The organism is Erysipelatoclostridium sp. An173 (assembly GCF_002160495.1).
GTDB lineage: Bacteria > Bacillota_I > Bacilli_A > Erysipelotrichales > Coprobacillaceae > Thomasclavelia > Thomasclavelia merdavium.
The window spans coordinates 63,858-89,666 of the sequence record NZ_NFKR01000002.1 but is presented as its reverse complement, the minus strand read 5'-3'; the positions used below and the strand labels follow the sequence as shown (position 1 = coordinate 89,666).

Sequence of the window (25,809 nt, the reverse complement as noted above, 5' to 3'; positions counted from 1 at the left end):
TAAAATATTATTCTTCTTCTAATTGTTTTAATTCAGTTTCACCAGTAATATATTTTAAAATTTCTGTTGCTGCTTCTTGTGGCCCGCGATGTTCGTAACCTTTAATACCCAAACGAGTTCTTAATTGACCAACTTTAATACCTTGTTTAAACATACGATTAAAATAATCATGTAATAAGATTTCTGTTTGTTCTTGACGTTGTACTGGACCAAATGGATTTGCAAAGAAACTTCCAACTAATCCATATTCAGTAGTTGTTCCTTTTGACATACGATTTCCAGCTCTAAATACTTTTAAAGCACTATCAACATCATCAAAGAAACTTAATGCTTCGCCACCTTCTTCATAGTTGTTTGCATATAAGAATAAATCAACTTCATGAGGAGCAACAACATCTTTATAATCTGTAATTGGAATTACAATTCGAGCATTTACTTTATCAGGATTCATAAATACAGAGCGGTCTAATTCTTTGAAACTATAACCAGCATCTAAATCATCTAAACGCACGAAAGCCCCAATTTCTGTACCTGATGATTTAATTTGTCCTTTATCATCTAAGTATAGAACACCCATATCATCATATACAGTTACTAAATCACGGATATAAGCGGCACCAAATACTTTAATTTGTTCAATTGTTTCCGATTTACCAGCACCACTATCACCCATAACAACGATATTTTTAACTTCACCAGAATGTAATGTAACTTTAACCATTGCCCCATGAATTGGTAATTGACGTTGATTAATTTTACGAACATTGTGTAAAGTTAACATCATTTTCTTCATATATCCAAAGTAATCGAAATCATCACTTGCAGATAATAAAGCTACCATCATATCATTTTCATCATCTTGATAGAAAGCCTGGTTCTTTTCACCATCTTCATAACCATATACATAGATAATATCTGGTTTACGATTACGATATTCTTCTTCACTAGCTAATTCAAATAAGTTACATAATGCAACCCCTTGAGCCATGAAAGCAACATTGAAATATACAAATGCTAATAAGTTACCAACTTTAGCTGGATAACAGAACCATTGTTCAGAATCAAATTTTAAATCTTCAATTGGATTATGTTTAATTTCAGGGAAAATTCCATCACGTTTATTACGTTTTGAATAAGTAATAAATGGTGGATGAATAATCACTGTTTCAATAAAAGGAATATCATCTAAATTACGGTATTCATATGGTAAAAAAGAACGCATATTTGTTACTCTTAAACCAGCATTAACACCAGCTGTAATTTGACGATATACTTGATGACGATATCCTAATGCTGTTTCTTCAATTGTTCGATATACTGATAATACTAATTCTTCGAATTTTGCTTGAGCATCCGCAAATTGTACATTTTGATACCCTCTACTAGTTGTTTCGTTATATACTACACTGTAACGTTGTAATTTACGCCAGAATAAATATACTTCTTCAATTACTTTAACAAATTCATCACGATCTCTAAAATATCCTTCAAAATGAGGATATGAAGATAAAACTTCTTCAACTGACATTACTAATAACAATTTAAAAATCGTTCTTAAATCATTTACTATATCAATACTTTCGCTTTTAACTTCTCTTAAATAAGTATAAGTAGTATTTTCTTTTCTCTTTCCTTCGTTGACAAAACCACGTAAAACTCGTGCAAAAGATTCACTTTCAATCAATTGACAACGTGATTGACAATATTCTTCAGAAAAGTTTAAAATTGCATTTCCGCGTACGATTTTAAATTTATATGACATTTTATCACCCTTTCTTTTATCAATAAGCATCATACCCCCACTTATTGATTTGTGTCATTTTAACATAAAAAGTACATTGTATACAACACTTATTTATAAAAAAATTATTTTTTCAAACAAAAAAAGGTCGCTTTAGACCTTTATTAATTTAAAAGAAAGGAACCGTAAAGAAAACCTTACCAATAACATCATCTTCAAAATCAAAATAACCTAATCTTCTCGAATCAAGACTATTATTTCGATTATCTCCCATTACAAAAACCTTGCCTTCAGGAATATCAATTGACATATCTTCATTATTGGTCATCGTTCCATTAATATAATCCTCTTGTAATAATTCACCATTTAAATATACCTGATTATCTTTGATTTCTAGATGATCACCACCAACAGCAACGACCCTTTTAATAATAAAAGTTTCATTTTGATTAGCATCACGGTAATCAACAACTACAATATCATTACGCTCAGGTTCACCACGTTTATAAAAAACCTTATCAACTAAAACAATATTACCTTCGTGAAAAGTTGGTACCATTGATGTTCCATACACTCTAGAAATCTGAACAAAATATAAAACCCCATAAGTAACGATTAAAGTAATAACAATAACCCTTAAATATTCTAATAAGACTCTCTTTTTACTCTTCACTGTTTCTTCCATATTATCACCTGAGGACATTATATCATTTTTTACTATTCATTCAAGTGACTACGAAGCTTTGCAATAATTTTCTTTTCCAAACGCGATACTTGAACTTGCGAAATATTCAACCTTCTAGCTACCCGTTCTTGATTAAAATCAAGATGATAGCGCATATATAAAATAAGTTTTTCTTTTTCATCAAGCTTATCAATTTCCATCTCTAATGCAATTTTTTCAAACCACATTTTATTATTTTTGTTTTCAATTCTTTCTTCCATTGAAATCGAAGAACCATCTTTTTCATAAATCGGTTCACTTAATGAAGTTGGATAATATGATGAATCAATTGCCTCAACAATATCCTGTTGATCAACTTGTAAATAGTTAGCTAATTGTTCAATCGTTGGATCATGACCAGTTTGATTAGTAAGCTGTTCACGAGCCTTGTTTATTTTCAAATTCAGTTCTTTTAAAGAACGACTTACTTTAATAGTCCCATCGTCACGAAAATATCGTTTAATTTCACCCATAATAATTGGTACTGCATAGGTTGAAAATTGCACTCCATAACTAGTATCAAAATTATTAATTGCTTTCATTAAACCGATACAGCCAATTTGAAATAAATCTTCTTTATCATAATAGTTATTTTTAAATCGATGGACAATTGACCAGACTAATCCTAAATTTTGAGAAACAACTAATTCTTTAGCTTGTTCATCCCCGCCATGAGCCTGTTTAATTAGTTCAATTGTATTATTAGTCATTGAAATTATTATCTTTCAAATTCTTTTTAATTGTTAGTTTAGTTCCTAAATCAACAGTTGAATGAATTTCTAAATCATCACAAAGAGCTTCAATAATTGTTAACCCCATACCTGCATGTTCAAGTTCTTTTAATGAAGAATACATTGGTTTTCTAGCTTGATCGATATCCTCGATCCCCTTACCATAATCTTGAATAATGATTTTGATTTGGCGGTTATTTTCGATTGTAACCTTAATAACAACATTACACTTAGCGTTATTTTGATAACCATGAATAATAGCATTACTTACCCCTTCGCTAATGATTGTTTTTATTTCAACCAGTTCGTCAATCGTTGGATTTAATGCTGTAATAAATGAAGCTACACTTGTTCTTGCAAATGGTTCATTTTCTATTTTAGCACTAAAACTTAATTCCATTTGATTCATTACCCCTTTACCTCCTCAACATACTCCATTAATTCAAACATTCCTGATAATTCAAACACTTTATACGCCGTTTTAGATAAATTAGCTAAGTATAATTTACGATCATCTAACTTTAATTGATTATAACGTCCTAAAACCAAGCCGATCCCCGAACTATCAATAAAGCTAGTATTACCAAAATCAAAATAGACCGGACCATTTACTTTATCTAAAATACTATTTAATAAACTGCGATATTTAGTTATGTAACTACAGCTAAGTTCACCATAAAAATATACTACAATTTTATCATCGATAATCTTATATTCTATCTTATTTTCCATTATCTCATCTCCTCGAACCTATCTTACATCTTTTAAAAACATGATTAAATGCTTTCGACAAAAGTAGAAGAAAGTAAACAAAAAAAGTCTTATAACTAAATGATGTATTTTTATCAAACTTGGACATATTATTTACTGAGGCGATAAAATTGATGAAAAAAATCTTAATTATTTTATTAATCTTTTGTATCTTACCAATCCAGAAAGTCAATGCTGTTGATGATGATATAACTCCTAATGCTAAAAGTGCCATCTTGATAGAAGCAAATTCTAAACAAATCTTATATCAAAAAAACGCTCAAGAAAAACTGTATCCGGCATCAACAACTAAAATTATGACTATGATTTTAATGTTTGAAGCTATAAATGATCAAAAAATCTCTTTCGATGATGAAATAACAACCTCTAAATATGCTGCCAGCATGGGTGGTTCTCAAGTTTATTTAGAAGTAGGCGAAAAAATGAGCCTTCAAGATATGTTTAAATCAATTGCTATTGCCAGTGCTAATGATGCCAGTGTTGCTGTTGGGGAATATATTGCCGGAAGCATTGAAAAATTCGTTACTATGATGAATGAAAAAGCTAAAGAATTAAACTTAAAAAATACTCATTTTAAAAATGCTACCGGTCTTCACGACCCAGATCATTATACATGTGCATATGATTTAGCTATTATGGCAGCCTATTTAATTAAAATCGGTGGTGAAGATTTATTAAATGTAACTTCGCTATATGACAGTTATATTCGTGAAGACACCAAACAAAGCTTTTGGCTTGTTAATACTAATAAGCTACTAAAACTATATGATGGTGTTGATGGTTTAAAAACGGGATATACTAAAGAAGCTGGTTATTGTTTAGTAACTACTGCTAAAAGAGATGATCAAAGAATTATTGGGGTGTTAATGAATGAAAGTGCACCAAAAACTCGAAACGAAGAAATGTGTAATTTATTAGATTATGGTTTTAATAACTATCAACAGATTACTTTATTTAAAAAAGATAGTGTTATTGAACAGCATCTAGTTGATAAAATGGATAATCTTAGTATTGATGTAAAATGTAAACAGAATATTGTTTATACTAAGGCTAAAAACAGCAATGAAAAAGCAACAACAAAAATAACTTATCAAAAAGATTTATTACCAGTAAAGCAAGGTGATCCGGTGGGTAATCTTGAAGTTATCGTTAACGGTAAAACAATTGCTAATTATGAATTATATAGTGGCAATGATGTAAGCAAAGCTACTTTTTTATCAAAGGCAATTAAAACATTTAAATATTTATTTTAAACAGCCTATAATAATTATAGGTTGTTTCACAAAAAAACAGGATTTATAATCCTGCATTAAGCGACAATAAAAAATTACTATCAACCAGTTGTTCTAAATGACAATAAACACGAGGAATCTTAATTTCCTGATATAGTTTTTCAACAACCTCTTCATCATCATCCATATAAACTGTATAGCTTCTTTTTACAATTTGTCCTTTTATAACCAAATAATTAAATCTAAAACTAATATCTGTAATTTTATTAAATTGATAATCACTATAATTATGTTCATCACGATTAAAGATTCCTAATTTTTGGCCTACGATCTTGATCAAATTATTTTTATGACGATAGATCATCTTGTCAGATTCAATATCAATAAAAGTTGGCTGCATAATTACTATTTGCCATAAACAAACAACTAGAAAAACGATCCCAACAAACAATAAATAAATGATTGGATTGTCTTTTTCTATTAAAAATATCACAACCGTTAACATCAAAACAATTAATAATTGTGGAATAATAAAATACTGAAAAAATTTAACTAACGAAAACCGATTAATTGCTTTACTATCCATTTTTATCACCCTTCTTTTATACCCTAACTAAATATTACTGATATTAGTAATAGAAACTAGTAGAAATAAGTAAAAAGAATGTAAAGAATTAATTAGTTATATTATTGTAAATCGATTTTTCCAATAAATTTCATATCATCAGGTATATCTGCAAAAACAGTTATTTTCTGATTAAAAAAAGGATGATTAAATTCTAATTTATAGCCATGCAACGCTACTCTATTAATCAATTTACTGTTAGTTCCATATAAAGGATCACTTAAAAGCGGATGATTAATAGAACTTAAATGAACTCTAATCTGGTGTTTACGGCCAGTTTGTAGATCACATTTTACAACCGTATAATTACTTGGAAAACTTCTTTTTAAAACATGAACTTTAGTCACCGCTTTTTTACCATTATTACTAGTACGCATTCTATTTTGATGACGATCTCGACTAATTGGTTTATTAATTATTAGATCCTTTTTTACTATGCCATCAACAATTGCTAAATAAGTTCGTTTAATTTCTTTATTTGCCATCATTATATCTAACTTAGGCTGTAAAAAGGCACATTTACAAAACATAACCAAACCAGTAGTATCTTTATCTAAACGATGAATATGTCTAACTGGAATATATTGATTAGTTTCTAGATAATAATTAGCAACGTAATTACAAAGCGTATTTAAACCATTTTTATCTTCTGGATAAATAGCAGTATTTATTGGTTTATTGACGATTAAAATAAAATCATCTTCATAAACAACCGTTAAAGGATATGATTGAAACTGATAGTCGATTCCCTGATCAAATGCTAAAACCTTTAATGAATCACCTTGTTTTAAAAGAGTATTACTAGTTACAAAATTGTTATTTAAAGCATATTGTTTATTTTGTTTTAATAAATGAATCGTTTTTCTTGATAAATGAAAATAATTGAAAAATTGTTCAACCGACATTCCTACAAAATCATCATTAATTTCAATAATAAGATAATCACCTTTAATTTGATACTTCATAATGTTCCCTCTTTCAAAGCGTATTATAACATAATTTCCCAAAAGACCAATTAATATCGATATTGTAATACAACTTAATAATATGATATAATGTTTCAAAGGAGGCCAAGAATATGAAGTGTCCTGTATGTAAAGATGTTACTTTATTAATGTCAGAAAAACATGGTGTTGAAATTGACTATTGTCCCGAGTGTCGTGGTATTTGGTTAGATCGTGGTGAATTAGAAAAAATTATTGAACGTTCAGGTAGTTATAAAAAATCAAAATCTGATTCTGATCATTATGATTCACACAAAGATTCTTCTGACAATAAACGCAAAAAGAAAAAAGGATTTAATCTTACAGATATTTTAGAAATATTTGAAGGCGAGTAATTAAAGCGGTTTAACCGCTTTTTTTTATCACTAAAAAGACAGTTGTTTTCAACTGTCTTCTAACTTTTACTAATTATTTCTAAACCTACTTGAACTACCACCACTTGATCGAATAAACTAACTTCAATATAAGCAATTCGCTTATGACGATCAATCTTTTTTATTTTTCCTTCATATCCAACTAAAGGACCACTAATTATATTAACTTTATCACCAACAATATAGCCCTGAGACATTTCTACTAAGTGATTTTCTTTACCAAATTTCATTAAAAACCTAGCTTCTTCTTTTAAAATTGGACAAATAAACTCGCCATCATTTCCCAACACTTTAGTAAGATCGGGTACCAGTTTTAACTTATTGAACAATTCTTCAATATGATCTGTAATCATAAAAACGTAACCCTTAAACAATATCTCTTCTATTTCCCTCCAGGTTCCCTGTTTTTTGCGTAAACGAACACTACGAGGAATAAAACATTCTTGCAAAATATCCTTTGGAATCGATCTTTCGCAAGTATTTTTTATCTCGTCTTCTTTTCCACTTCGTACCTGAATTACATACCAGTTTTCACACATACTCATTCCTCCATTTGGGTATGCGCAATTAGTCAGCAAATACATGCCGACTAACGCTTCATTATTACAAATTATCTTTAATAATGCGACTTTGCGACAATTACCTTTAATAATTATGTTTTATACTTCTACTGTTTCTTTAGGCCTTTCAACTTCTTTAACTATTGGTGTTTTATTAGTTTTAACATTATAGTGATAAGTTGGAACCATTTTTTTAACTAATATGCGAATATCGTCTACTTCTTCATAGGCCTCTTCTTTTAACTCTTTTAAATCTTCAAAAAAACTCTCTTCATCCAACTCAATTGGCTTTCCAATATGAATCATATGATTTGGGGTATCCTGTAATCCCTCTTCTTCCATCAATAGCTCTTCATACAGCTTTTCTCCCGGTCTTAATCCGGTATAAACTATATCAATATCTACATCTGGTTCATATCCTGATAGCTTGATCAGGTTTCTTGCCATATCTGCTATCTTGACTGGTTCTCCCATGTCTAATACAAAGATCTCGCCACCTTTGGCATATGCTCCGGCCTGCAGTACCAGACTTACTGCTTCAGGTATCGTCATAAAGTATCTGATGATATCTGGATGCGTTACCGTTACCGGTCCTCCTTCTTTGATCTGTTTTTTAAATAACGGAATTACTGATCCATTTGATCCTAAGACATTTCCAAATCTTACTGCTACATATTCCGTTTTTGATTTTTTATTATATGTCTGTACGATCATTTCACATAACCGTTTCGTTGCTCCCATGATGTTCGTTGGATTTACTGCTTTATCTGTTGATATCAATATGAATCTCTTTGTTTTATATTTATCAGCTGCTTTTACTACATTCAGTGTTCCAAAAACATTGTTCTTTACTGCTTCATTAGGACTATCTTCCATCAACGGTACATGCTTATGTGCTGCTGCATGGTAAACAATATCCGGATGATATGTTTCAAACAGCTTATCTACTTTTACTGAATTTCTAACTGATGCTATCATTGTTTCCAGATGCAAATCAGGATATTTACGTCTTAATTCCAGCTGAATATCATAGGCATTGTTTTCATAGATATCAACGATTATCAAAGTCTCTGGCTTATTGGCAGCAATCTGACGGCATAATTCACTTCCAATTGAACCACCGCCACCAGTAACCATTACTACCTTACCGGTTACATAACCCATGATGTCATCAAGATTGACTTTAATCGGTTCTCTGCCAAGTAAATCCTGAACTTCAACATCCTTAAAATCACTGATATGGATATCATCATTGATAAACTGATAGATACCAGGAAGTCTTTTGATCTGGCATCTTGTTTCCTTACAGATATTTAAAATATTAGCTAATTCCTTTTTACTGATTGAAGGCATCGCAACGAGGATCTCACTGACACCGTATTTTTCAACAGCTTCAATGATCTTGTTACGACCGCCATAGATATCAACACCATGGATCTGTCTTTTCCATTTGCTAGGTTCATCATCGATAAAGCAGACAACTTCTTTATAGATATGATTAGAGTTATTGATTTCTCTTAATACTTTTTCACCAGCTACTCCAGCTCCAACGATTAAAACTTTTTCTAGTGGTCGTCTTTCTTTTTCGGCTATTACATGTTGTTTATACATTCTTATAAACCGATATAAAAAGCGAGTCCCACCGACCATCAATACTAACATTAAAAAAAAGATTATATAACAGCTTTTAGGTTGCCCATTCCCAGTCAATTCACAAACGACTGTATTTATTATGCAATTTGTAAATGCGGCAATAATAATATTTTTTAATTCTGTAATTGAAGCAAACTGCCACAAACTATGATATAAACGAAAACAAACAAAAATTGAAATATCAATTAAAACTAGCAAAATGATTATATTGTTAAGTCTTGATAAAAACATTGGATCAATCGGTCCATTAAATCTTAAAAACAATGATCCATATGCTGCAATTAAAATACTAATGATATCTAAACCTACTAACAGAAATCTTCGAGCATTTAATTTGGTCTTTTCTCCCATATCTCTTCCTCCCCCTAAAATGCTAAAAAAATAAATCACAATTTTATTTCATAAATTTACATTTCTGGTCAATATCATATACAAAATATATTATTTTAAATAATGATTAAAAAGTCAAGTAATTTCAAATACTTTATACACTTTATAAATTATTTTTACAATAAATAACAAAAAATTTAACATTTATTACATTTAGATATAAAGCAATAATAACAAATAATTGTACCTAATATAACCATTTTAATTATTTTCTAATTTTTTTGTTATTTAAATATGATTTTTTTAAGATTTTTCCTAATAAATTATTGCTTTTTTTTAACTTATAAAGGATAATACTATGCGAATAGTTATTTTATTTATGTTAATAATATATAAAATAAAAGTATATTGTTGGGAGGAAATATGGAAAAAACAGAATTAAATGATGAAGTTGAAATTGACTTATCAGAATTATTTAAATTATTCAAAAAAAATATCAAATTAATCATAATTCTAGCGTTAGTCGGGATAGTCATTGCTGTATCTTTAACTACCTTTTTTATTGATAAAAAATATGCTTCTCAAGGAAGTATTTTATTAAAAGCAGAAGTAGTTGATGGTTCAATCGACTCATCACAATTAAACGCTAATAACATGATGGTAAATAACTATATTGAATTATTACAAGGAAATGCAATCCAAAATCAAGTTGCTAGTAATCTAAATATTACTGGTGATGAAGTTAATAAAGCTTTAACTGTTACCAATACTGCTGAAACACAAATTATTGAAATTAGTGCAACAACAACTAATCCAGAACTATCTAAAAATATCGTCGAAGAAACAATCACAGTATTTACAACATTAGTTCAAGAAAAACTTAATGTTACTAACTTGACAATTGTCGATCAGCCAGAAATAAACGCTAACCCAGTTTCACCAAGCATGACTAAAAATATTTTAATTGGTGGCATCATTGGGATCGTGATTTCTTTAGCATACATTTTGTTGACATATTTATTAGATACAAAAATCAAAAGCGGCGAACAAGCTGAACAAATTCTTGGAGTACCATTATTAGGAACAATTCCTTATTTTGAACAGTAACAATGGAATTTATTGATATCCATAGTCACTATACCTGGCATGTTGATGATGGCATTCAAGATCTTGATGAAGCCTTAGCGGCCTTAAAAGCTGCTAAAGCTCAAAATATTACTAAGATTGTTGCAACACCACACATCACCCCAGGAACAACGACCATCCAAGAATTTAATAAAATTATTCTGCAAATTGGTAAATTAAAGACATTAGCTAAAAGTTTAGATATCGAAATATATGAAGGTTGTGAAGTAATGTTAAATAGCGATTATTTAACACTACTAGAAAACAACCATTATTTGACTATTAATAATGGTCCTTATTTACTTGTAGAATTTAATGTAACTCAAAAATTACCTGAAGACTATGATGAACGTCTTTATGAATATAGTTTGAAAAACAAGCTGGTAATAGCTCATGTTGAAAGATATTTTCATCATCACTTAAACGAAAATATCATTAAAGAATGGATTGATCGTGGCTATATTATTCAAATCAATAGTTCAAGCATCTTAAATCAAGGTACTAGCCATGATTTTGCTATTAGATTATTAGAATTAGGAATGGTTCATGTTATTGCTAATGATGTACATCGTAGCAGCGGATTACGAAGCCCTAATTTAAAAGAGACATATGATGTTTTAACTAAAAAATTTAATAGTGAAGATATTATTAAGTTAATGTATGATAATCCCTTAGCGATTATCAACGGTCAACCTATAGAATTAATAAAAATTCGTAAAGTATCGAAAATACCATGGTTTAAAAGGAGAAAGTAAATGTTAAAAAATAAAAGAAACAGTGTAGAAAAACAAACTTTTTTAATCACACAACCAGAAAACAAGCATAGTAAAATTGATTTTAAAGAAGTATATCGTCATATTAGAACCGGAATTGAATATTCAACGGTCGGACAAAATGTAAAAGCGATAAATGTGACCTCATCAATTCCAGGTGAATCAAAAAGTACTACTTCAATTAATTTAGCTATGATTTATGCAACTAAATATGATAACGTTTTATTGATTGACTGTGATTTAAGAAAATCAACGATCCATCGTTATCTTAAATTATCAAATTCACGTGGTTTAACTAATGCTTTAATGGAATATGATGAAAGTAAAAAAATCAGTTCTAAATATTTTCAATTTTATGAAGATGATTCTTTTGTAGGAAAATTATCAGTTTTAACTTCTGGTGTTAAGGTTCCTAACCCTACCGAATTAATCGGTAGTACTGTTTTTAAAGATTTTATTAATGATTTAAAAGAATTGTATGACTTTATTATTATTGATTGTCCACCAATCATGTCAGTTAGTGATGCCATTCCAATTGGTAATGTTGTTGATGGAACTATCTTTGTTTGCTCATCAAGTATTACAAATCGTAAAGATGCTAAAGCATCAATTGAAATATTAAAGAAAAACAATGTCAATATTATTGGAACAGTATTAACCCAAGTTGAACAAGATAACAGTAAAAACGGTTATTATCACTATTACTAAAGATGAAAAAGCATAATAATAAGTTTTTTATAATTATTGTTCCAATATGCATTATTTTAATTTTAGCGATGATATTTTATGATCGTTACCAGACTAGTCAGCTAGCAAAAAAATATAACGATACAAATAATCAAACCACACAAGTATCATCAAATAATGATTTAGCGACGATTTATTGTGTCGGTGACAGTCTAACTCTTGGCACTAATGATGTTACTAGTTACCCAGATTATTTAAAAGAAAGTCTTAAAAATGATATCGAAATAATCGGTGATAATCATATTAATTCTCAAGCCTTAGCTATAAAACTTGGTAATCAAGACGTATATGTAAACAACTTCACTATTCCAAGCGATACTAATGCCGTTAGTATTACATTATTAAATGAAAATGGTGAAGTTATCGATGCTCTTATCAATAGTCAAACCGGTATTGAATCATGTATTATCAACAATATCGCTGGAACTATTAGTTATGACAGTAACTCTAATCAATTATTATTTAAGCGTTTAGAAGCTGGTGATTCATCAATGATTACTACATTAACTAAAATAGAAATTACAAAACCAGAAATTCTTAATGACAATATTTTAATTCTTTTTACTGGTTCCTATGAAGAAAGCATTCAAGGCAGCTTAGTAAATTATCAAAAACAAATAATCGATAGTTTCAATACCGATAAATACATCGTCGTATCACTAACGATGGATAATCATGATGCTACAAATAATTTACTAGCTAATACATATGGTGAACACTACTTAGATTTTAAAAATTATTTACTTACTAATGGATTGAATGATGCTAAGATCACTGCTACTAGTGAAGATCAAATGGCACTTGCAAACAATAGTGTTCCTTCAAGTTTATTAATTGATGATATCAACGGTAATAATTATTATCATCAATTATTAGCTAATCAATTGATTAATAAAATGCACGAATTAGGCTATATAAACTAAAAAACAGGTACAAATGAAGTTGTTATTTGAACACTAAAATAACGACTTCATTTCAAAACCTGTTTTTTTAATTTATATCAAACATTTTTATCATCATTTCTGTTTCTTTGACAGTTCCTTCAATCATAATTCTAGCCACTAGCATTTCAAAAGCTTCAAAATCTAAATTTGTTTTTTGTAACCTGTTAAACATCTTTTTACAGCTTCCATTACAACAAATCAATAACGGTAGATAAGCTTCAATCTGCAAATATTTACAATAATTTAAATAATTTTGAATACTAAAATCACCATCATTTTCAAAGCGATAAATACTACTTCTACTAACTTTGATCGCTTTAGCCATTTCATCTTGAGAAACCTGTCTGGTCCTTCTGATCCACTTTAAAACCTGTCCTATATGCAATATAATTCCCCACAAATTATATATTAAATCAACTCTAATTTTTTCATGCTCTTATAAATACCATCATTATCAGGATCATCAAAAGTATCATCAGCAATAGCTTTTAATTTTTCCGGAGCCAAATAAGAAACAACACCATATCCCGCATCTTTTATCATTTCATAATCATTCATACTATCACCAAAAGCAATTGTGTCTTCAATCTTACCACCCAAATAATCAACTGCCTTTTTAATAGCATCACCTTTAGTACAATTCTTTAAAATAATTTCACCATTAATAAAATCATCACTTTCTTTAGAAAAGATAACAATATTAAAAAATTCACTTAAATATTTTACACAATCATAAAATGCAATTTTATCTTCAGAAATAAAGCAAACCTTAGTAACTTTATGTTTTAAAATATCAAATTCACTAATTGGTAAACGAACTTCCTCGTTTTTTCTTTCCTCTAAAAAACGAGCCAATTCTAAGTTGTTTTCCATAATTTTACTATTCTTTTTATCAAAAAAATCCTTAACACCAGGAGTTTGATACAAAGCATCTTTTGTCTCTAAACTAAATAAAATTTTCTTATTAGTAAATAACAGCATTACTTCAGATAAAACATATTGATTAATAAAATTTTCAAATATGTATTTCCCACCAATGTTTACAAAACCACCAGCAGAAGAAATAATCCCATCAAAACCAATTTTTCTAATTGATTTCATAATTGACACCGGTGCTCGTCCCGTACATAAAAAGCACTTATGTCCATTTTCACGTGCCTGCTTAATTCCATTAGCAGTCTTTGGCGTAACCTGTTTACTAGGTCCCATCAAAGTTCCATCAATATCAAAAAATAAATATTTACCCATTTTGTACCCTCCATTATGATATGGCAATATTATACCTAATTTTTTTGATTTGACATTATTTTTTCATAAAATGATTTATATTTTCTTATTTAGTAAAAAATAGAAGCAATAGCGCTTCTATTCAAATTTGCTATCAACGGCAAATATATTATTTCCATTTAAATAATCTTTAACTAGCATTCGTTTTTTACCAGCAATTTGTAATTCAGTAATTAAGTATATTCCATCACCAGTTTTAACACCAATGGCATCTTTAAAGATTTTTACGATCGTTCCATTTTCTTGATGTTCATGATGTTTTTTAGCGTTTGGACAATCATGAATATCACCGGCCCAGATTTTAACGTTTTTACCTTGATAAGTTGTAAAAGCTCCTGGCCATGGATTTAATCCTCGAACTTTATTATAAACCTGTTTTGCACTTAAGTTAAAATCCAGTTTCTCTTCTTCCCTTGAAATCGTTGGAGCATAAGTTACTAGACTTTCATCCTGAACAATTGATTGATTAGTACCTGCAATAATATCTGGTAATGTTTCTAAAAGTAATTTTGCTCCCGCAACACTTAAGCGATCATATAACTGGCCAGTTGTTTCTTTATCACCAATAGCAATTTCCTGCTGACTAATAATATTACCGGCATCCATCTTTTTAACCATATACATAATAGTAACACCAGTTGTTGTTTCACCATTAATGATTGCATAATGAACTGGTGCCCCACCTCGATATTTAGGTAACAAAGAGGCATGAACATTGATACAACCTAGTTTTGGCGCCTCTAAAAGAGCTGCTGGTACTAATTGACCATATGCTGCCGTAATGATCAAATCAGGCTGTAAATCAATAATTGACTGATAATCATTTTTAATATTTGCTGGTTGAAAAACAGGAATATTATACTCTAAAGCTACTTCTTTAACTTCAGGCATCGTTAATACTTTCTTTCTACCAACATAACGATCAGGCTGAGTTACAACACCGATAATATTATAATCATTTTCTAATAAGTTAACTAAAACTTCTTTAGAAAAGCTTGCCGTTCCCATGAATACTATTTTTGTTTTTTCCATTTAAACACCATCACTTTCTTCTATTTGCCTCAATTATACCTTGTTTTAATTTTTATTTAAACATAAAAGTGCCCATAGGCACTTATTTTAAAACAAACTACTGATAATATTAGAAATAATTAAAACAAAAGTCTCAATTACCTTAATACAGCCATCACTAATTTCTTTAACTACTAGCGATAATGTATTTTCCTCATTATCACTAACAGCTCCATAATCACTAGAGATTATTTGATTATTTTCAATCGTCTCTTCAAACTGTTCAAGATTCTGGTTAAAAACTTCTTTTTGAATTCCATAATCATTAAACAAACCATTAATCATAAAAATCAACATTCCCACCAAACATAAATCAATCAAAAAATTTTTCATCCTAAATACTCTCCTATTGTTCTTGCAATTACATCAACTGTTGCTTGTACTTCTTCTTTTGTATTACTTTGAGCCCCTACTTCAATTAATACCATATTATCAGTTGTTCCTTGATTATAATGAGAACTTTTAACATAAACACCACGACTTATTTTAGGAACCATGCCATTAGCAATATCTGATAAACTTTGAGACAATTGATTTACAGCATCAAACTTCCCACTGCTTTTCCCTACTACAAACATTATTTTGGCATAATTCTTATTTTCATGAGTTATCGTTGATAGCTCTTTAGAAATCGAATCACGATGAAAATCAATTACAAGATCATAACCACCCGTTAGCTTCAAACTCTCCTCTAAATACATTTTAGATACCGTATACGACTTGTTGTAAGCAATATTATGAACCGCCTTATAATTTTCAAAATCATTAGCTTCAACATCGCATTGATACCCCATTGTATTTAAACACTCTTTTAAATAGCCAGCTCCCAAAACCACATCATAACCATCATATTCTTCGCTTTGATGAGTATTATAAATATGAATTTTTTTATCCTTAGTTGCCACAAAATCACTATTATCAGTATTAAGAGCTACTGTTTGACTATCAGTAGAATCAATCGCATTAATTACTTGAGCATTATAATTAGTTACTTTTGTCGGTAAATATACAATTAATCCTGCTATCAATGTCAGTTTACCAACAATCAAGATACTGTTTTTTAGCCTCATTTCCATCACCCGCCATACAATTAATTGTATGCACGAATATAACTATTTAGTACCTTAAACTATTAATACTTTTACTAATTATTTTTGCCATGATCTCACATTGTTCATCAATCTGTTTATCACTTAAGACAAAATTACAATCAATTGGATCTAATACCTCACTAAACAACAATTCCAATTCACTATCATTTAACTTACCAATCTGCCCTAGCATCATCTCCTTTTGTTTAGGTGATAAATCTCCCTGGTATTTATCCCTTTTGCCTACTTTCAACTTATTAACTGGATTTAAACTATCACCAAAATAATCCAGTGTATAATTTAAAACATCACTAACAAGACTGCTTGCATATATTACTGTTGGTACCCCAATAGCAATTACTTTAGCACCAATTGTCTTTTCATTAATAGCCTGACGATAATTGCCAATTCCACTACCAGGATTGATCCCAACATCATTAATTTGGATTACATGAGCTAATTTATGATAATTACGGGCACATAAAGCATCTACAACGATTACTAAATCGATATTTTCTTTTTCTACTAACGCTTTTACGATTGCAGCACTTTCCATACCGGTTTGTACCATAACTCCTGGTACGATCCCTAAAATGTCATAAAAACGATTACTTAATTTTTCTTCATCATCTAAAAAATGAGTTATTCTTAAATCTCTTAAAGTACGCGGTCCAATGGCATCGTTGGTTAAAAACTGATTTCCTAATCCAACCATTAAAATTTTAGGATAATCAATTTTATCAATCAGTGGTTTTAAATTTTTAGTTAACTCTTCAACAATTACTCCTTGTTGTTTATAATCAGGAAAACTTATTTCAATATAAGTGCCAATTCCTTGATTAATACTATGATGTTCTTTTAAAATATTAATTTTTTCGATTCGAACACCATTATTTACATACTCCTCACGCTGGTAATGATTGTCTATTTCTAACTGTTCTAACGATTCTGTGGCTAAATCACTACGCATATTTTGAAAACTCATCATATCACCTGTTTTAAATATTGCCTAATCACTAAATTTTAATCGCTCAAAATCAAAAAAAAGTTGCATTTATCCAATTATTTATATATAATGAATGGGCAAGAAAAAAAGCGAGGTGAAAGATCATGGCAAATATGAAACAACAAATTAAACGTTATAAAAACGATAATCTAAAAAGAGCAAAAAATCATTCATATAAATCAGCTTTAAAAACTGCAATCAAAAAAGTATTAGCAGAAGTTGAAGCTGGAAATAAAGAAGGTGCAGTTGCTGCATACAATGTTGCTGCATCAAAATTAGATGCTTCTGTATCTAAAGGAATTCATCACAAGAATTATGCAAGAAGACAAAAATCAAGACTAGCTAAGCTGGTAAACTCTATCTAATGATAGGGTTTTTATTTTATTAAAAAAGGAGAAAATTAAATGGAACGAAAAGATATCGATATTAAAGATACCTGGGATTTAAGTACCATCTATTCTAGTGATCAAGCTTTTTACCAAGATCTAGAAAAAGCTAAATCATTAATAAATGATCTTGTTAGCTTCAAAAATAAAATCACTAATAGTATTGATAGTTTTTATAATTTTATGACTTTAAAAGATCAAGTCGAACGCATTATCAATAAATTATACTGTTTTGCTCATTTAAACTGTGATGTTGAACCAAACAATCAAACTTATCAAACCATGATGGCTAGTATTATGGGTATTTTAGAAGCCTCTTCAGTACAAATTTCTTTTGTCGATAATGAAATTATTGAAAACGAAGAAAAAGTCTTAACCTATATAAAAGATCCAAAGTTACAAAAATATAGCTATAAGATTCATTCTTTACTTTCATATAAACAACATATATTACCAAAAGAACAAGAAGAACTACTAGCTAAAGTCGATAGTATTTCAGATACTTCAAGTCAGGTCTTCGATGCTTTAAGATTGGAATTTGAAGATGTTGAAGAAAACGGTAAAAAGAAAACATTAAATAATGCTACTTTAAATAAATTTTTAAAAAGTAAAAATCCTGAAGTTCGTAAGCAGGCTTATACAAATTTCTTTAAAGAATATCGCCGCTTTGAAAACGTTTTTGCCCAAACTCTTTCAGGCGTTATGAAAAAAGATGCTTTTTATGCTGATGTAAGAAAATTCGCTAATTCATTGGAAGCTAGTGTTTTTGATGATGATGTTCCAAGTGATTTATTCTTTAAAGTACTTGAAAGTGCTAATGTAAAATATCGTCATCTATTCCATCGTTATAATCGTCTAAAAAAAGAAATCTTACAGATGGATACAATATACAATTATGATTTAAATATTCCTTTAGTTTCTTCAATCAATAAAAAATATACTATTGATCAATGCTTTACGATCATCAAGGAATGTTTAAAACCATTTGGTAAAGAATACTTAGAAATAATTGATAAAGCCCGTCAAGAACGCTGGATTGATTTCTATCCAACAACTGGTAAAAGAATAGGTGCTTACTCTAGTGGCTGCTATGATTCTAATCCTTTTATTTTAATGAATTTTATCGGTGATTATAATTCACTTTCAACTTTAATTCATGAATTAGGTCATAGTGCTCATAGTTATTTGTCAAACCATAATCAAGAGTTTGTAAATGCTAATTATCGCATCTTTGTTGCTGAAGTAGCATCAACAGTAAATGAAACTTTATTGATCAATTATATGATCAATAATGCCAAAACCGATGATGAAAAAGCTTATTTTATCTATGAGCAATTAGAAAACTGTGTTGGTTTAATCTTTAGACAGCCAATGTTCGCTGATTTTGAATATAAACTTCATACTATGGCTGAAAATAATGAACCATTATCTTCAAAAGTAATTACTGATTTATATGCTAAATTAAATCAAGAATATTACGGTCCTGATGTTACATTAGATGAATTAACAGGCTGGTCTTGTTATTATGTTCCTCATTTCTACTATGATTATTACGTTTATAAATATACATTAGGAATGACTGTTGCTCTAGCAATCGTTAAAAGAATTTTAAACGGTGATCAAAAGCAAGTTGATGACTATCTAAATTTCTTAAGATCAGGTGGCAGCAAAGCTCCAGTTGACTTATTAAAAACAGCTGGTGTTGATCCTCTAGATGATCAAATCTATGAAGATGCTTTTGCTTATTTTGAAAGTTTATTAAATCAATTTGAAACATTAAAAAAAGCTTAGAAAATTCCCCAATTAGATCATACTAATTGGGGATTAATTTTATTATTTTTAAACTATTTTATCAAAAAATCCCACCATCATAGATATTATCTACTTTAGTGGGATCATATCATTTTTAAGCTTTTTTATTTTCTTGCTTTTCTTTTTTCTCTTTTGGTAAAAATAAGCTTAAAAGCAATGATACAACAAATACCCCTGCTACAGCATTACCATTAAAGATATCACCAACAACTGATGGGAAAGCAGCAAAGAAATTTCCTGAAGTTTGAGTTAATCCAACTCCGATACAAAAAGATAAAGATACTATGATCATCGTACGATCATCAAATTCGTTATCTTTAAGCATCTTAATTCCTTCATACATAATTGAACCAAACATCATTACTGTACACCCGCCTAGAACAGCTTGTGGTAACGAATTAAAGAAAGCTCCTAGTGGTGGGAATAATGAAGCTAGAATTAAAATTACCGCCCCAACAAAAATTGTAAAACGATTAATTACTCTAGTCATTGTAACCAAACCAACATTTTGACTGAAAGATGTTAATGGTAAACATCCAAAGCATCCAGAAATTGCACTTGAAAAACCATCAACAGCAAGTGAACCTTGTAATTCTTCCATCTTTATGTCACGATCTAAAGCCCCTTTACAAACAGCAGTAGTTGCCCCTGTTGTTTCTGCTGCTGATACTAAAAAGACAATAGCAATCGTAAAAAATGCTCCTAAATCAAAAACCGGCTGATGGCTTGTAAAGAAAACTAGTTTAGGAATACTAAAATACCCTACTTCCTGAATTGTTTTGGAAATCCCTGAAAAATCAACCATTGGTGCAATATCAGCTACTGTAAAAACAATTGATAATAAATAACCAAAAACCAATCCAACTAGAATATTTAAGTTTTTGTAAACACCTTTTAATAAATAACGTGAAACAAGACAGACAATTAAAGTAAAAGCCCCTACAAATAAATGATACCAGGCCCCAAAATCCTGAGCGTTTGTTCCACCACCCCATGAATCCATACCAACAGATAATAATGAAAGCCCAATAGCAATTACTACGCAGGCTGATACTACCGGTGTTAAAAAGCGTTTCCAGTACTTAGCACTAAGCCCTACTAAACCTTCAAAGATACCACCTAAAATAACAGCTCCAATCATACCTTCATATCCAAGTTGTGGATTTGTACAAATTACTAATAAACTTCCTAAAAACGTGAAGCTAACACCCATAACAATTGGTAATTTAGAACCAATTTTCCAAATTGGATATAATTGCATGCAAGTTCCTATCCCGGCTGCAAACATCGCACATTGTAATAGCGAAGTAATCTCTGCTGAAGTTAAATGCTCTCCAGTTCCTCTTACAACGGCCGCACCACAAACGATCATTACTGGTGCCAGATTAGCAACAAACATTGCTAGAACGTGTTGTAACCCAAAAGGAATAGCCTTTTTTAAAGGTACTCGACCATTTAGTTTGTAAATATTTTCTGTACTTACAGACGTAACTTTCTCTTCCTTATTAATTTCCATTTCGAACCTCTTTTCAACCATATTTTTACTTAATTTTTATAAAACGAAAAGATTTTAACATAATTATTGTAAAATTTCATTATCTTTTTTTCTTTAATTAACTAAATAAACAAATATTTTATAACCTAAAAGGATATGATATAATAAATTTAAGCAAAATCAAAAAAATTAAGCTAAATCGGTAAAAAATTATCATTTAGATTTATATAAATTGGAGGAATTATGAAAAGAGAAGAAACAAGATCAATTAAAGTTGGTAATCTTACAATCGGTGGTAATAATGATGTCATCATTCAATCAATGACCAATACTAAAACTCACGATGTAGAAGCAACGGTAAAACAAATCCAGGATTTAACAGCTGCTGGCTGTCAATTAGTCCGCCTAGCTGTATTAGATCAACGTGATGCCCTGGCAATCAAAGATATTAAAAATAGAGTCGATGTCCCTCTAGTTGCTGATATTCATTTTGATTATCGTCTAGCCTTACAAGCGATTGAATCAGGTATCGACAAAATTAGAATCAATCCTGGTAACATTGGTTCAATCGATAAAGTAAAACAAGTAGTTACCGCATGTAAAGAACACCATATTCCCATTAGAATTGGTGTTAATGGCGGTTCTTTAGAAAAAGACATCTTAACCAAATACGGTAAACCAACCGCCGAAGGAATGATTGAAAGCGCTAAAAAACACGTTGAAATTTTAGAAAGTCTTGATTTCCACGATATTTGCATTTCATTAAAATCATCAAGCACTTTACTAACTATCGAAGCCTATAAACTTGCCAGCGAAACATTTGACTATCCACTACATTTAGGAGTTACTGAAGCTGGAACAAAGTTAAGTGGTACAATTAAGTCAAGTTTAGGAATTGGAACATTGTTATATCAAGGAATTGGTAATACAATCAGAGTTTCTTTAAGTGATAGCCCAGTTGAAGAAATCAAGGTTGCAAAAACACTTTTAAAAGAATTAGGATTAATTAAAAACGTTCCTACTTTAGTATCTTGTCCAACTTGCGGCCGAATTCAATATGATTTAATTCCTGTCGCTAAAGAAATTGAAGATTTTTTAAATACTATCAATGCCGATATTACAGTAGCCATCATGGGTTGTGCTGTAAATGGCCCTGGTGAAGCTAAACATGCTGATATTGGTATTGCCGGTGGTGTTAATGAAGGGTTATTAATTAAAAAAGGTGAAATTATTCGTAAAGTTAAACAAAGTGATATGGTTGAAGAATTGAAAAAAGAAATTTTATTGATGATTAAGTAGTGCTTTTTAGTACTACTTTTTTATTTGGTGCATATATTATATAAAGGAGGTAACTATTGGTGAATAATTGTTATAGTGATTTATTTGCATTAGATTTTAAAAATTTTAAACAGTTAGTTTATAGTCAGGATATTGATATTGACGAAGATCAGCTACTAATTATTTATAATTTAATTCAAAATAACCGTTATGCTTTAATTGATAGTCATTATAATGAAGTGCTTTATAATTATATAAGCGAAAAGACAAGTACTGCGACTTGTCTTAAAATTAAAAACTTTTTAGATAACTGTCCTGCTTACTTTAAATTAGGATTAAATGTTTGAGTCTTAAACATTTCTATTTCTTCTTTATATGGTGCAATTTTATTATTATATGGTGTTTCTAAAATCTTAGGAACACTTTTTAATTTAGGATGATGAACAATTTTATTTAAAGTTTCAAAACCAATTTTACCATAACCAATATTTTCATGACGATCTTTATGAGCCCCACGTTCATTTTTAGAATCATTTACATGAACAACCAATAATCTATTTAATCCAATTTTTTGATCCAATTCACTTAAAATATCATCAAATTTTGTTAAATCATATCCAGCATCATGAATATGACAAGTATCTAAGCAAAAACCAAGACATGAATTATCTTCTACATGATTAAAAATATATTCTAATTCATCAAATGTACGTCCACATTCACTACCCTTACCAGCCATTGTTTCTAGAGCAATTTTAACATCTCCACAATCTTTAGTAGCTTCATTTAGACCTTTTACAATTTGATTTAATCCAGCTTCTACTCCCGCTTTAACATGAGAACCAGGATGTAAAACTAATATTTTAGCTCCAATTACTTTACAGCGTTCGATTTCTTTTTTTAAGAAAGTTACCGCTAATTCATAAGTTTCAGGTTTAATAGTATTAGCTAAATTAATAATATATGGCGCATGAACAACAATATTATTAATATCAATATTATTTTCTTCCATCAATGCTTTAGCCTCAGCAATTTTTAGCTGTTCAATCGGTTTTCTAACTGTATTTTGTGGTGCTCCAGTATAAAACATAAAAGTATTAGCACCATATGATAAAGCCTCTTTAACTGAGCCTAATAACATTTCTTTACCAGACATTGATACATGGCTACCAATTAACATTAAATTTCTTCTTCCTTTCTTTTAGCGATTTGAGCAGCTCTAGCTCGTTCTTTTTTCTGACGACGAATATCGTTTTGAATAATTGCTCGTTTTTGTTTACGAACTAGTTTTTCAATTTCTCTTTTTCTTTTTTTCTTATATCCTGGTTTAACTTTTTGAGGACGACGAATAATTTTTTGAACTTCTTTTTCTAATTCTGTTTGTTGTTTAACACGTTTAGTTCTTTTTAAACGTTCACCAAGGTCAACAAACTTGTTATTTTTGATCCCCATATTTTTAAATTCAATACCACGACGCTCTAAGATCTTTAAATTATTTTCATCAGTAGAATCATATAAACTATAACAAATACCAGTATATTTACCACGTCCACAGCGACCACTACGATGAATATAGAAATCCGGTTCTTTAGGTAACTGATAATTAATTACATGTGAGGCCCCATCAATATCGATTCCTCTAGCAGCAATATCAGTTGCCACGATATATTGGAATTCGTTATTATTGATTCGACGCATCATTTGTCTTCTTTCACGTGGTTCTAAATCCCCATGAATCTCACCAACTTTTAAACCATCTTCACGTAATCTTTTAGCAATACCAGCAACTTCTTCACGAGTATTTGCAAAAATCAAACAAATATAAGGATCAATTAATGATATAATTTTCTTTAAAACATCATAGCGGTCATGATGTTTAGTTGCTAATAAAATATTTTCAACATTTTGATTAGTAATAGTCTGGTTTTCTATTTCTACTAATACCGGTGCTTTTAAATATTTCTTTAAAAACGGACGCATAATTTGTGGAATAGTAGCTGAAAAGACCAGCATTTGTAAATCTTCTTTCATTTTAGAAGCAACAGCATCAATATCTTCTAAATAACCAAATTCAAACGTCATATCAGCTTCATCAATAACCATAATATCTGCTGTAGTTATTTTTAATGCTTGTTCATCTAATGATAAATCTTTAATTCTTCCTGGTGTTCCAATTACAACATGTGGTTGCGTGGTTAATTTTTGAATAGTCTTTTGACGATCGTTACCACCTATAATTAAAGATACTCGTAATTTAGGATTATATTTTTCAAATAATCTAGCATTATCAAAAATTTGTTGTGCAAGTTCTCTAGTAGGTGCAGTAATAACAGCTTGCACCATATCTTTTTCAGGATCTATTTTATCCATAATCGGTAATAAAAACGCATGAGTTTTTCCAGTACCTGTTTGTGAAATACCAATGACATCTTTATTCTTTTTAATCAAAGGAATTACTTTTTCTTGAATTGCTGTCGGCTTTTTAAACCCAAGTTCATTAATTACTTGATTACAAAAGTCCGCTAATTTAAACTGATTAAATGTACACATTTTTAAACATTCCTCCTTTTCTTAAAGTCAATTAATTTTATCATAACAAAATAAAAAAGCAACTATAATTACTTATTAATAAAATCAATCACAAAAGATTTTCTCATGCATAACTTATTATAGAAGGAGGGATAAAATGAATCCATTTTATGATGAAAATTATTACTACAATAACTTTAACCCTCAAATGTATCCTATGAATCCACAATTTCCAATCAACAAAAAAATGAGGAATAAAGAAAACCTAAGAAAAACCATTCACTATGCCACTAGAACAATCTATACTATCAACCAGATTATTCCATTAATATATCAAATTCGTCCCATCATCAATAATACTAAAAACGCTTTTAGAGTCATAAATGCAGTTAGTCATATTAATGATATTGATTTTGATGAAGTAGAAAACAGTATTACTCCGATTGAAAAACAAAAAACCGAAAATAACCAGGACAATAATGACGTCACCTTTGAAAATATGATACAATAAATTTCGAGG

General features: G+C 29.8%; 29 protein-coding genes. 11 read left to right on the top strand and 18 right to left on the bottom strand.

What is annotated here, in order from left to right:
- Positions 1-7 precede the first annotated feature (7 nt).
- The 5 genes from B5F09_RS01375 to B5F09_RS01355 form a co-directional block, all read right to left on the bottom strand.
- Entirely contained in the window at positions 8-1,762 is a 1,755-nt protein-coding gene (locus B5F09_RS01375; protein ID WP_087299504.1) for a phosphoenolpyruvate carboxykinase, read from the bottom strand.
- Between the two features lie 148 nt (positions 1,763-1,910).
- A complete protein-coding gene (lepB, locus tag B5F09_RS01370; protein WP_087299369.1) occupies positions 1,911-2,426 on the bottom strand; it encodes a signal peptidase I in 516 nt (171 codons plus the stop codon).
- Positions 2,427-2,458: 32 nt separating this feature from the next.
- On the bottom strand, positions 2,459-3,175 hold the full coding sequence (locus B5F09_RS01365) for a SigB/SigF/SigG family RNA polymerase sigma factor (protein WP_087299367.1): 717 nt from the start codon (positions 3,173-3,175) through the stop codon (positions 2,459-2,461).
- On the bottom strand, positions 3,168-3,605 hold the full coding sequence (gene spoIIAB, locus B5F09_RS01360; protein ID WP_087299365.1) for an anti-sigma F factor: 438 nt from the start codon (positions 3,603-3,605) through the stop codon (positions 3,168-3,170). Before spoIIAB ends, B5F09_RS01365 begins: the two co-directional genes overlap by 8 nt.
- Complete coding sequence (locus tag B5F09_RS01355) at positions 3,605-3,928, bottom strand: STAS domain-containing protein (RefSeq protein WP_087299363.1); 324 nt, start codon at positions 3,926-3,928, stop codon at positions 3,605-3,607. Before B5F09_RS01355 ends, spoIIAB begins: the two co-directional genes overlap by 1 nt.
- 152 nt (positions 3,929-4,080) lie before the next feature.
- Here B5F09_RS01355 and B5F09_RS01350 point away from each other — a divergent pair, with 152 nt between their 5' ends.
- The gene (locus B5F09_RS01350) at positions 4,081-5,220 is read left to right on the top strand and encodes a D-alanyl-D-alanine carboxypeptidase family protein (RefSeq protein WP_087370781.1); all 1,140 of its coding nucleotides are present in this window, start codon (positions 4,081-4,083) and stop codon (positions 5,218-5,220) included.
- A gap of 43 nt (positions 5,221-5,263) precedes the next feature.
- Here the strand turns inward: B5F09_RS01350 and B5F09_RS01345 are convergent, their stop codons facing one another.
- Together B5F09_RS01345 and B5F09_RS01340 are read right to left on the bottom strand one after the other, a co-directional pair.
- Positions 5,264-5,785: a hypothetical protein gene (locus tag B5F09_RS01345; protein WP_087370779.1), complete on the bottom strand. Its 522-nt coding sequence runs from the start codon at positions 5,783-5,785 to the stop codon at positions 5,264-5,266.
- A 101-nt stretch (positions 5,786-5,886) separates the two neighbouring features.
- A complete protein-coding gene (locus B5F09_RS01340) occupies positions 5,887-6,789 on the bottom strand; it encodes an RluA family pseudouridine synthase (protein WP_087370776.1) in 903 nt (300 codons plus the stop codon).
- Positions 6,790-6,902: 113 nt separating this feature from the next.
- On the opposite strand from B5F09_RS01340, the gene B5F09_RS01335 reads away from it, so the two are divergent.
- Entirely contained in the window at positions 6,903-7,163 is a 261-nt protein-coding gene (locus B5F09_RS01335) for a zf-TFIIB domain-containing protein (RefSeq protein WP_087299355.1), read from the top strand.
- Between the two features lie 59 nt (positions 7,164-7,222).
- Here the strand turns inward: B5F09_RS01335 and loaP are convergent, their stop codons facing one another.
- Both loaP and B5F09_RS01325 read right to left on the bottom strand, forming a co-directional pair.
- A complete protein-coding gene (gene loaP / locus B5F09_RS01330) occupies positions 7,223-7,741 on the bottom strand; it encodes an antiterminator LoaP (protein ID WP_087299353.1) in 519 nt (172 codons plus the stop codon).
- A 120-nt stretch (positions 7,742-7,861) separates the two neighbouring features.
- Positions 7,862-9,766 (bottom strand): nucleoside-diphosphate sugar epimerase/dehydratase, encoded by a 1,905-nt coding sequence (locus B5F09_RS01325; RefSeq protein WP_087370773.1) that lies wholly within the window; start codon positions 9,764-9,766, stop codon positions 7,862-7,864.
- A 402-nt stretch (positions 9,767-10,168) separates the two neighbouring features.
- Here B5F09_RS01325 and B5F09_RS01320 point away from each other — a divergent pair, with 402 nt between their 5' ends.
- From B5F09_RS01320 to B5F09_RS01305, 4 genes are read left to right on the top strand one after another with little or no spacing between them, the layout of a single operon-like run.
- Positions 10,169-10,852 carry a YveK family protein gene (locus B5F09_RS01320; RefSeq protein ID WP_087370771.1) on the top strand — a complete coding sequence of 228 codons (684 nt, stop codon included), beginning with the start codon at positions 10,169-10,171 and terminating at the stop codon, positions 10,850-10,852.
- A 2-nt stretch (positions 10,853-10,854) separates the two neighbouring features.
- Positions 10,855-11,625 carry a tyrosine-protein phosphatase gene (locus B5F09_RS01315; protein ID WP_087370768.1) on the top strand — a complete coding sequence of 257 codons (771 nt, stop codon included), beginning with the start codon at positions 10,855-10,857 and terminating at the stop codon, positions 11,623-11,625.
- The gene (locus tag B5F09_RS01310; RefSeq protein WP_087301851.1) at positions 11,626-12,351 is read left to right on the top strand and encodes a CpsD/CapB family tyrosine-protein kinase; all 726 of its coding nucleotides are present in this window, start codon (positions 11,626-11,628) and stop codon (positions 12,349-12,351) included.
- 2 nt (positions 12,352-12,353) lie between these two features.
- Entirely contained in the window at positions 12,354-13,313 is a 960-nt protein-coding gene (locus B5F09_RS01305; protein ID WP_087370765.1) for a hypothetical protein, read from the top strand.
- Positions 13,314-13,380: 67 nt separating this feature from the next.
- Here the strand turns inward: B5F09_RS01305 and B5F09_RS01300 are convergent, their stop codons facing one another.
- The 6 genes from B5F09_RS01300 to gpr all read right to left on the bottom strand — a co-directional run bounded on the left by B5F09_RS01300 (position 13,381) and on the right by gpr (position 17,768).
- Positions 13,381-13,719 carry a helix-turn-helix domain-containing protein gene (locus B5F09_RS01300; protein ID WP_087370762.1) on the bottom strand — a complete coding sequence of 113 codons (339 nt, stop codon included), beginning with the start codon at positions 13,717-13,719 and terminating at the stop codon, positions 13,381-13,383.
- 23 nt (positions 13,720-13,742) lie between these two features.
- Entirely contained in the window at positions 13,743-14,582 is an 840-nt protein-coding gene (locus tag B5F09_RS01295) for a Cof-type HAD-IIB family hydrolase (protein ID WP_087301857.1), read from the bottom strand.
- Positions 14,583-14,699: 117 nt separating this feature from the next.
- Positions 14,700-15,653, bottom strand: coding sequence for a methionyl-tRNA formyltransferase (gene fmt / locus B5F09_RS01290; protein ID WP_087301859.1), 954 nt, complete (start codon positions 15,651-15,653; stop codon positions 14,700-14,702).
- A gap of 87 nt (positions 15,654-15,740) precedes the next feature.
- Positions 15,741-16,025, bottom strand: a complete 285-nt coding sequence (locus B5F09_RS01285; RefSeq protein WP_087301861.1) for a hypothetical protein — start codon at positions 16,023-16,025, stop codon at positions 15,741-15,743.
- Positions 16,022-16,762 (bottom strand): stage II sporulation protein P, encoded by a 741-nt coding sequence (locus tag B5F09_RS01280; RefSeq protein ID WP_087370759.1) that lies wholly within the window; start codon positions 16,760-16,762, stop codon positions 16,022-16,024. Before B5F09_RS01280 ends, B5F09_RS01285 begins: the two co-directional genes overlap by 4 nt.
- Before the next feature lie 46 nt (positions 16,763-16,808).
- Entirely contained in the window at positions 16,809-17,768 is a 960-nt protein-coding gene (gpr, locus tag B5F09_RS01275) for a GPR endopeptidase (RefSeq protein WP_087301866.1), read from the bottom strand.
- 125 nt (positions 17,769-17,893) lie between these two features.
- On the opposite strand from gpr, the gene rpsT reads away from it, so the two are divergent.
- On the top strand, positions 17,894-18,154 hold the full coding sequence (gene rpsT, locus B5F09_RS01270) for a 30S ribosomal protein S20 (RefSeq protein WP_087301868.1): 261 nt from the start codon (positions 17,894-17,896) through the stop codon (positions 18,152-18,154).
- A gap of 39 nt (positions 18,155-18,193) precedes the next feature.
- Positions 18,194-19,966: an oligoendopeptidase F gene (gene pepF, locus B5F09_RS01265; protein ID WP_087301870.1), complete on the top strand. Its 1,773-nt coding sequence runs from the start codon at positions 18,194-18,196 to the stop codon at positions 19,964-19,966.
- Positions 19,967-20,081: 115 nt separating this feature from the next.
- Here the strand turns inward: pepF and B5F09_RS01260 are convergent, their stop codons facing one another.
- Positions 20,082-21,503: a uracil-xanthine permease family protein gene (locus B5F09_RS01260; RefSeq protein WP_087370756.1), complete on the bottom strand. Its 1,422-nt coding sequence runs from the start codon at positions 21,501-21,503 to the stop codon at positions 20,082-20,084.
- Between the two features lie 222 nt (positions 21,504-21,725).
- Between B5F09_RS01260 and ispG the strand changes: the two genes are divergently transcribed.
- Entirely contained in the window at positions 21,726-22,781 is a 1,056-nt protein-coding gene (gene ispG, locus B5F09_RS01255; protein ID WP_087370753.1) for a flavodoxin-dependent (E)-4-hydroxy-3-methylbut-2-enyl-diphosphate synthase, read from the top strand.
- Between the two features lie 59 nt (positions 22,782-22,840).
- Complete coding sequence (locus B5F09_RS01250) at positions 22,841-23,107, top strand: hypothetical protein (RefSeq protein ID WP_239404203.1); 267 nt, start codon at positions 22,841-22,843, stop codon at positions 23,105-23,107.
- Here the strand turns inward: B5F09_RS01250 and B5F09_RS01245 are convergent.
- Both B5F09_RS01245 and B5F09_RS01240 read right to left on the bottom strand, forming a co-directional pair.
- Positions 23,080-23,940 carry a deoxyribonuclease IV gene (locus tag B5F09_RS01245; RefSeq protein ID WP_087301877.1) on the bottom strand — a complete coding sequence of 287 codons (861 nt, stop codon included), beginning with the start codon at positions 23,938-23,940 and terminating at the stop codon, positions 23,080-23,082. The two genes, B5F09_RS01250 and B5F09_RS01245, sit on opposite strands and share 28 nt — an antisense overlap.
- Positions 23,940-25,310: a DEAD/DEAH box helicase gene (locus B5F09_RS01240; RefSeq protein ID WP_087370750.1), complete on the bottom strand. Its 1,371-nt coding sequence runs from the start codon at positions 25,308-25,310 to the stop codon at positions 23,940-23,942. The genes B5F09_RS01245 and B5F09_RS01240 overlap by 1 nt, the downstream gene beginning before the upstream one ends.
- Positions 25,311-25,446: 136 nt before the next feature.
- Here B5F09_RS01240 and B5F09_RS01235 point away from each other — a divergent pair, with 136 nt between their 5' ends.
- The gene (locus B5F09_RS01235) at positions 25,447-25,800 is read left to right on the top strand and encodes a hypothetical protein (protein ID WP_087301881.1); all 354 of its coding nucleotides are present in this window, start codon (positions 25,447-25,449) and stop codon (positions 25,798-25,800) included.
- Positions 25,801-25,809: the final 9 nt, after the last annotated feature.

Excerpts from the sequence above, each read along its gene's own strand:
- B5F09_RS01375 (WP_087299504.1), bottom strand. The coding sequence starts at position 1,762 with ATGTCATATAAATTTAAAATCGTACGCGGAAATGCAATTTTAAACTTT.
- lepB (WP_087299369.1), bottom strand. The coding sequence starts at position 2,426 with ATGGAAGAAACAGTGAAGAGTAAAAAGAGAGTCTTATTAGAATATTTA.
- B5F09_RS01365 (WP_087299367.1), bottom strand. The coding sequence starts at position 3,175 with ATGACTAATAATACAATTGAACTAATTAAACAGGCTCATGGCGGGGAT.
- spoIIAB (WP_087299365.1), bottom strand. The coding sequence starts at position 3,605 with ATGAATCAAATGGAATTAAGTTTTAGTGCTAAAATAGAAAATGAACCA.
- B5F09_RS01355 (WP_087299363.1), bottom strand. The coding sequence starts at position 3,928 with ATGGAAAATAAGATAGAATATAAGATTATCGATGATAAAATTGTAGTA.
- B5F09_RS01350 (WP_087370781.1), top strand. The coding sequence starts at position 4,081 with ATGAAAAAAATCTTAATTATTTTATTAATCTTTTGTATCTTACCAATC.
- B5F09_RS01345 (WP_087370779.1), bottom strand. The coding sequence starts at position 5,785 with ATGGATAGTAAAGCAATTAATCGGTTTTCGTTAGTTAAATTTTTTCAG.
- B5F09_RS01340 (WP_087370776.1), bottom strand. The coding sequence starts at position 6,789 with ATGAAGTATCAAATTAAAGGTGATTATCTTATTATTGAAATTAATGAT.
- B5F09_RS01335 (WP_087299355.1), top strand. The coding sequence starts at position 6,903 with ATGAAGTGTCCTGTATGTAAAGATGTTACTTTATTAATGTCAGAAAAA.
- loaP (WP_087299353.1), bottom strand. The coding sequence starts at position 7,741 with ATGTGTGAAAACTGGTATGTAATTCAGGTACGAAGTGGAAAAGAAGAC.
- B5F09_RS01325 (WP_087370773.1), bottom strand. The coding sequence starts at position 9,766 with ATGGGAGAAAAGACCAAATTAAATGCTCGAAGATTTCTGTTAGTAGGT.
- B5F09_RS01320 (WP_087370771.1), top strand. The coding sequence starts at position 10,169 with ATGGAAAAAACAGAATTAAATGATGAAGTTGAAATTGACTTATCAGAA.
- B5F09_RS01315 (WP_087370768.1), top strand. The coding sequence starts at position 10,855 with ATGGAATTTATTGATATCCATAGTCACTATACCTGGCATGTTGATGAT.
- B5F09_RS01310 (WP_087301851.1), top strand. The coding sequence starts at position 11,626 with ATGTTAAAAAATAAAAGAAACAGTGTAGAAAAACAAACTTTTTTAATC.
- B5F09_RS01305 (WP_087370765.1), top strand. The coding sequence starts at position 12,354 with ATGAAAAAGCATAATAATAAGTTTTTTATAATTATTGTTCCAATATGC.
- B5F09_RS01295 (WP_087301857.1), bottom strand. The coding sequence starts at position 14,582 with ATGGGTAAATATTTATTTTTTGATATTGATGGAACTTTGATGGGACCT.
- fmt (WP_087301859.1), bottom strand. The coding sequence starts at position 15,653 with ATGGAAAAAACAAAAATAGTATTCATGGGAACGGCAAGCTTTTCTAAA.
- B5F09_RS01285 (WP_087301861.1), bottom strand. The coding sequence starts at position 16,025 with ATGAAAAATTTTTTGATTGATTTATGTTTGGTGGGAATGTTGATTTTT.
- B5F09_RS01280 (WP_087370759.1), bottom strand. The coding sequence starts at position 16,762 with ATGAGGCTAAAAAACAGTATCTTGATTGTTGGTAAACTGACATTGATA.
- gpr (WP_087301866.1), bottom strand. The coding sequence starts at position 17,768 with ATGAGTTTTCAAAATATGCGTAGTGATTTAGCCACAGAATCGTTAGAA.
- rpsT (WP_087301868.1), top strand. The coding sequence starts at position 17,894 with ATGGCAAATATGAAACAACAAATTAAACGTTATAAAAACGATAATCTA.
- pepF (WP_087301870.1), top strand. The coding sequence starts at position 18,194 with ATGGAACGAAAAGATATCGATATTAAAGATACCTGGGATTTAAGTACC.
- B5F09_RS01260 (WP_087370756.1), bottom strand. The coding sequence starts at position 21,503 with ATGGAAATTAATAAGGAAGAGAAAGTTACGTCTGTAAGTACAGAAAAT.
- ispG (WP_087370753.1), top strand. The coding sequence starts at position 21,726 with ATGAAAAGAGAAGAAACAAGATCAATTAAAGTTGGTAATCTTACAATC.
- B5F09_RS01245 (WP_087301877.1), bottom strand. The coding sequence starts at position 23,940 with ATGTTAATTGGTAGCCATGTATCAATGTCTGGTAAAGAAATGTTATTA.
- B5F09_RS01240 (WP_087370750.1), bottom strand. The coding sequence starts at position 25,310 with ATGTGTACATTTAATCAGTTTAAATTAGCGGACTTTTGTAATCAAGTA.
- B5F09_RS01235 (WP_087301881.1), top strand. The coding sequence starts at position 25,447 with ATGAATCCATTTTATGATGAAAATTATTACTACAATAACTTTAACCCT.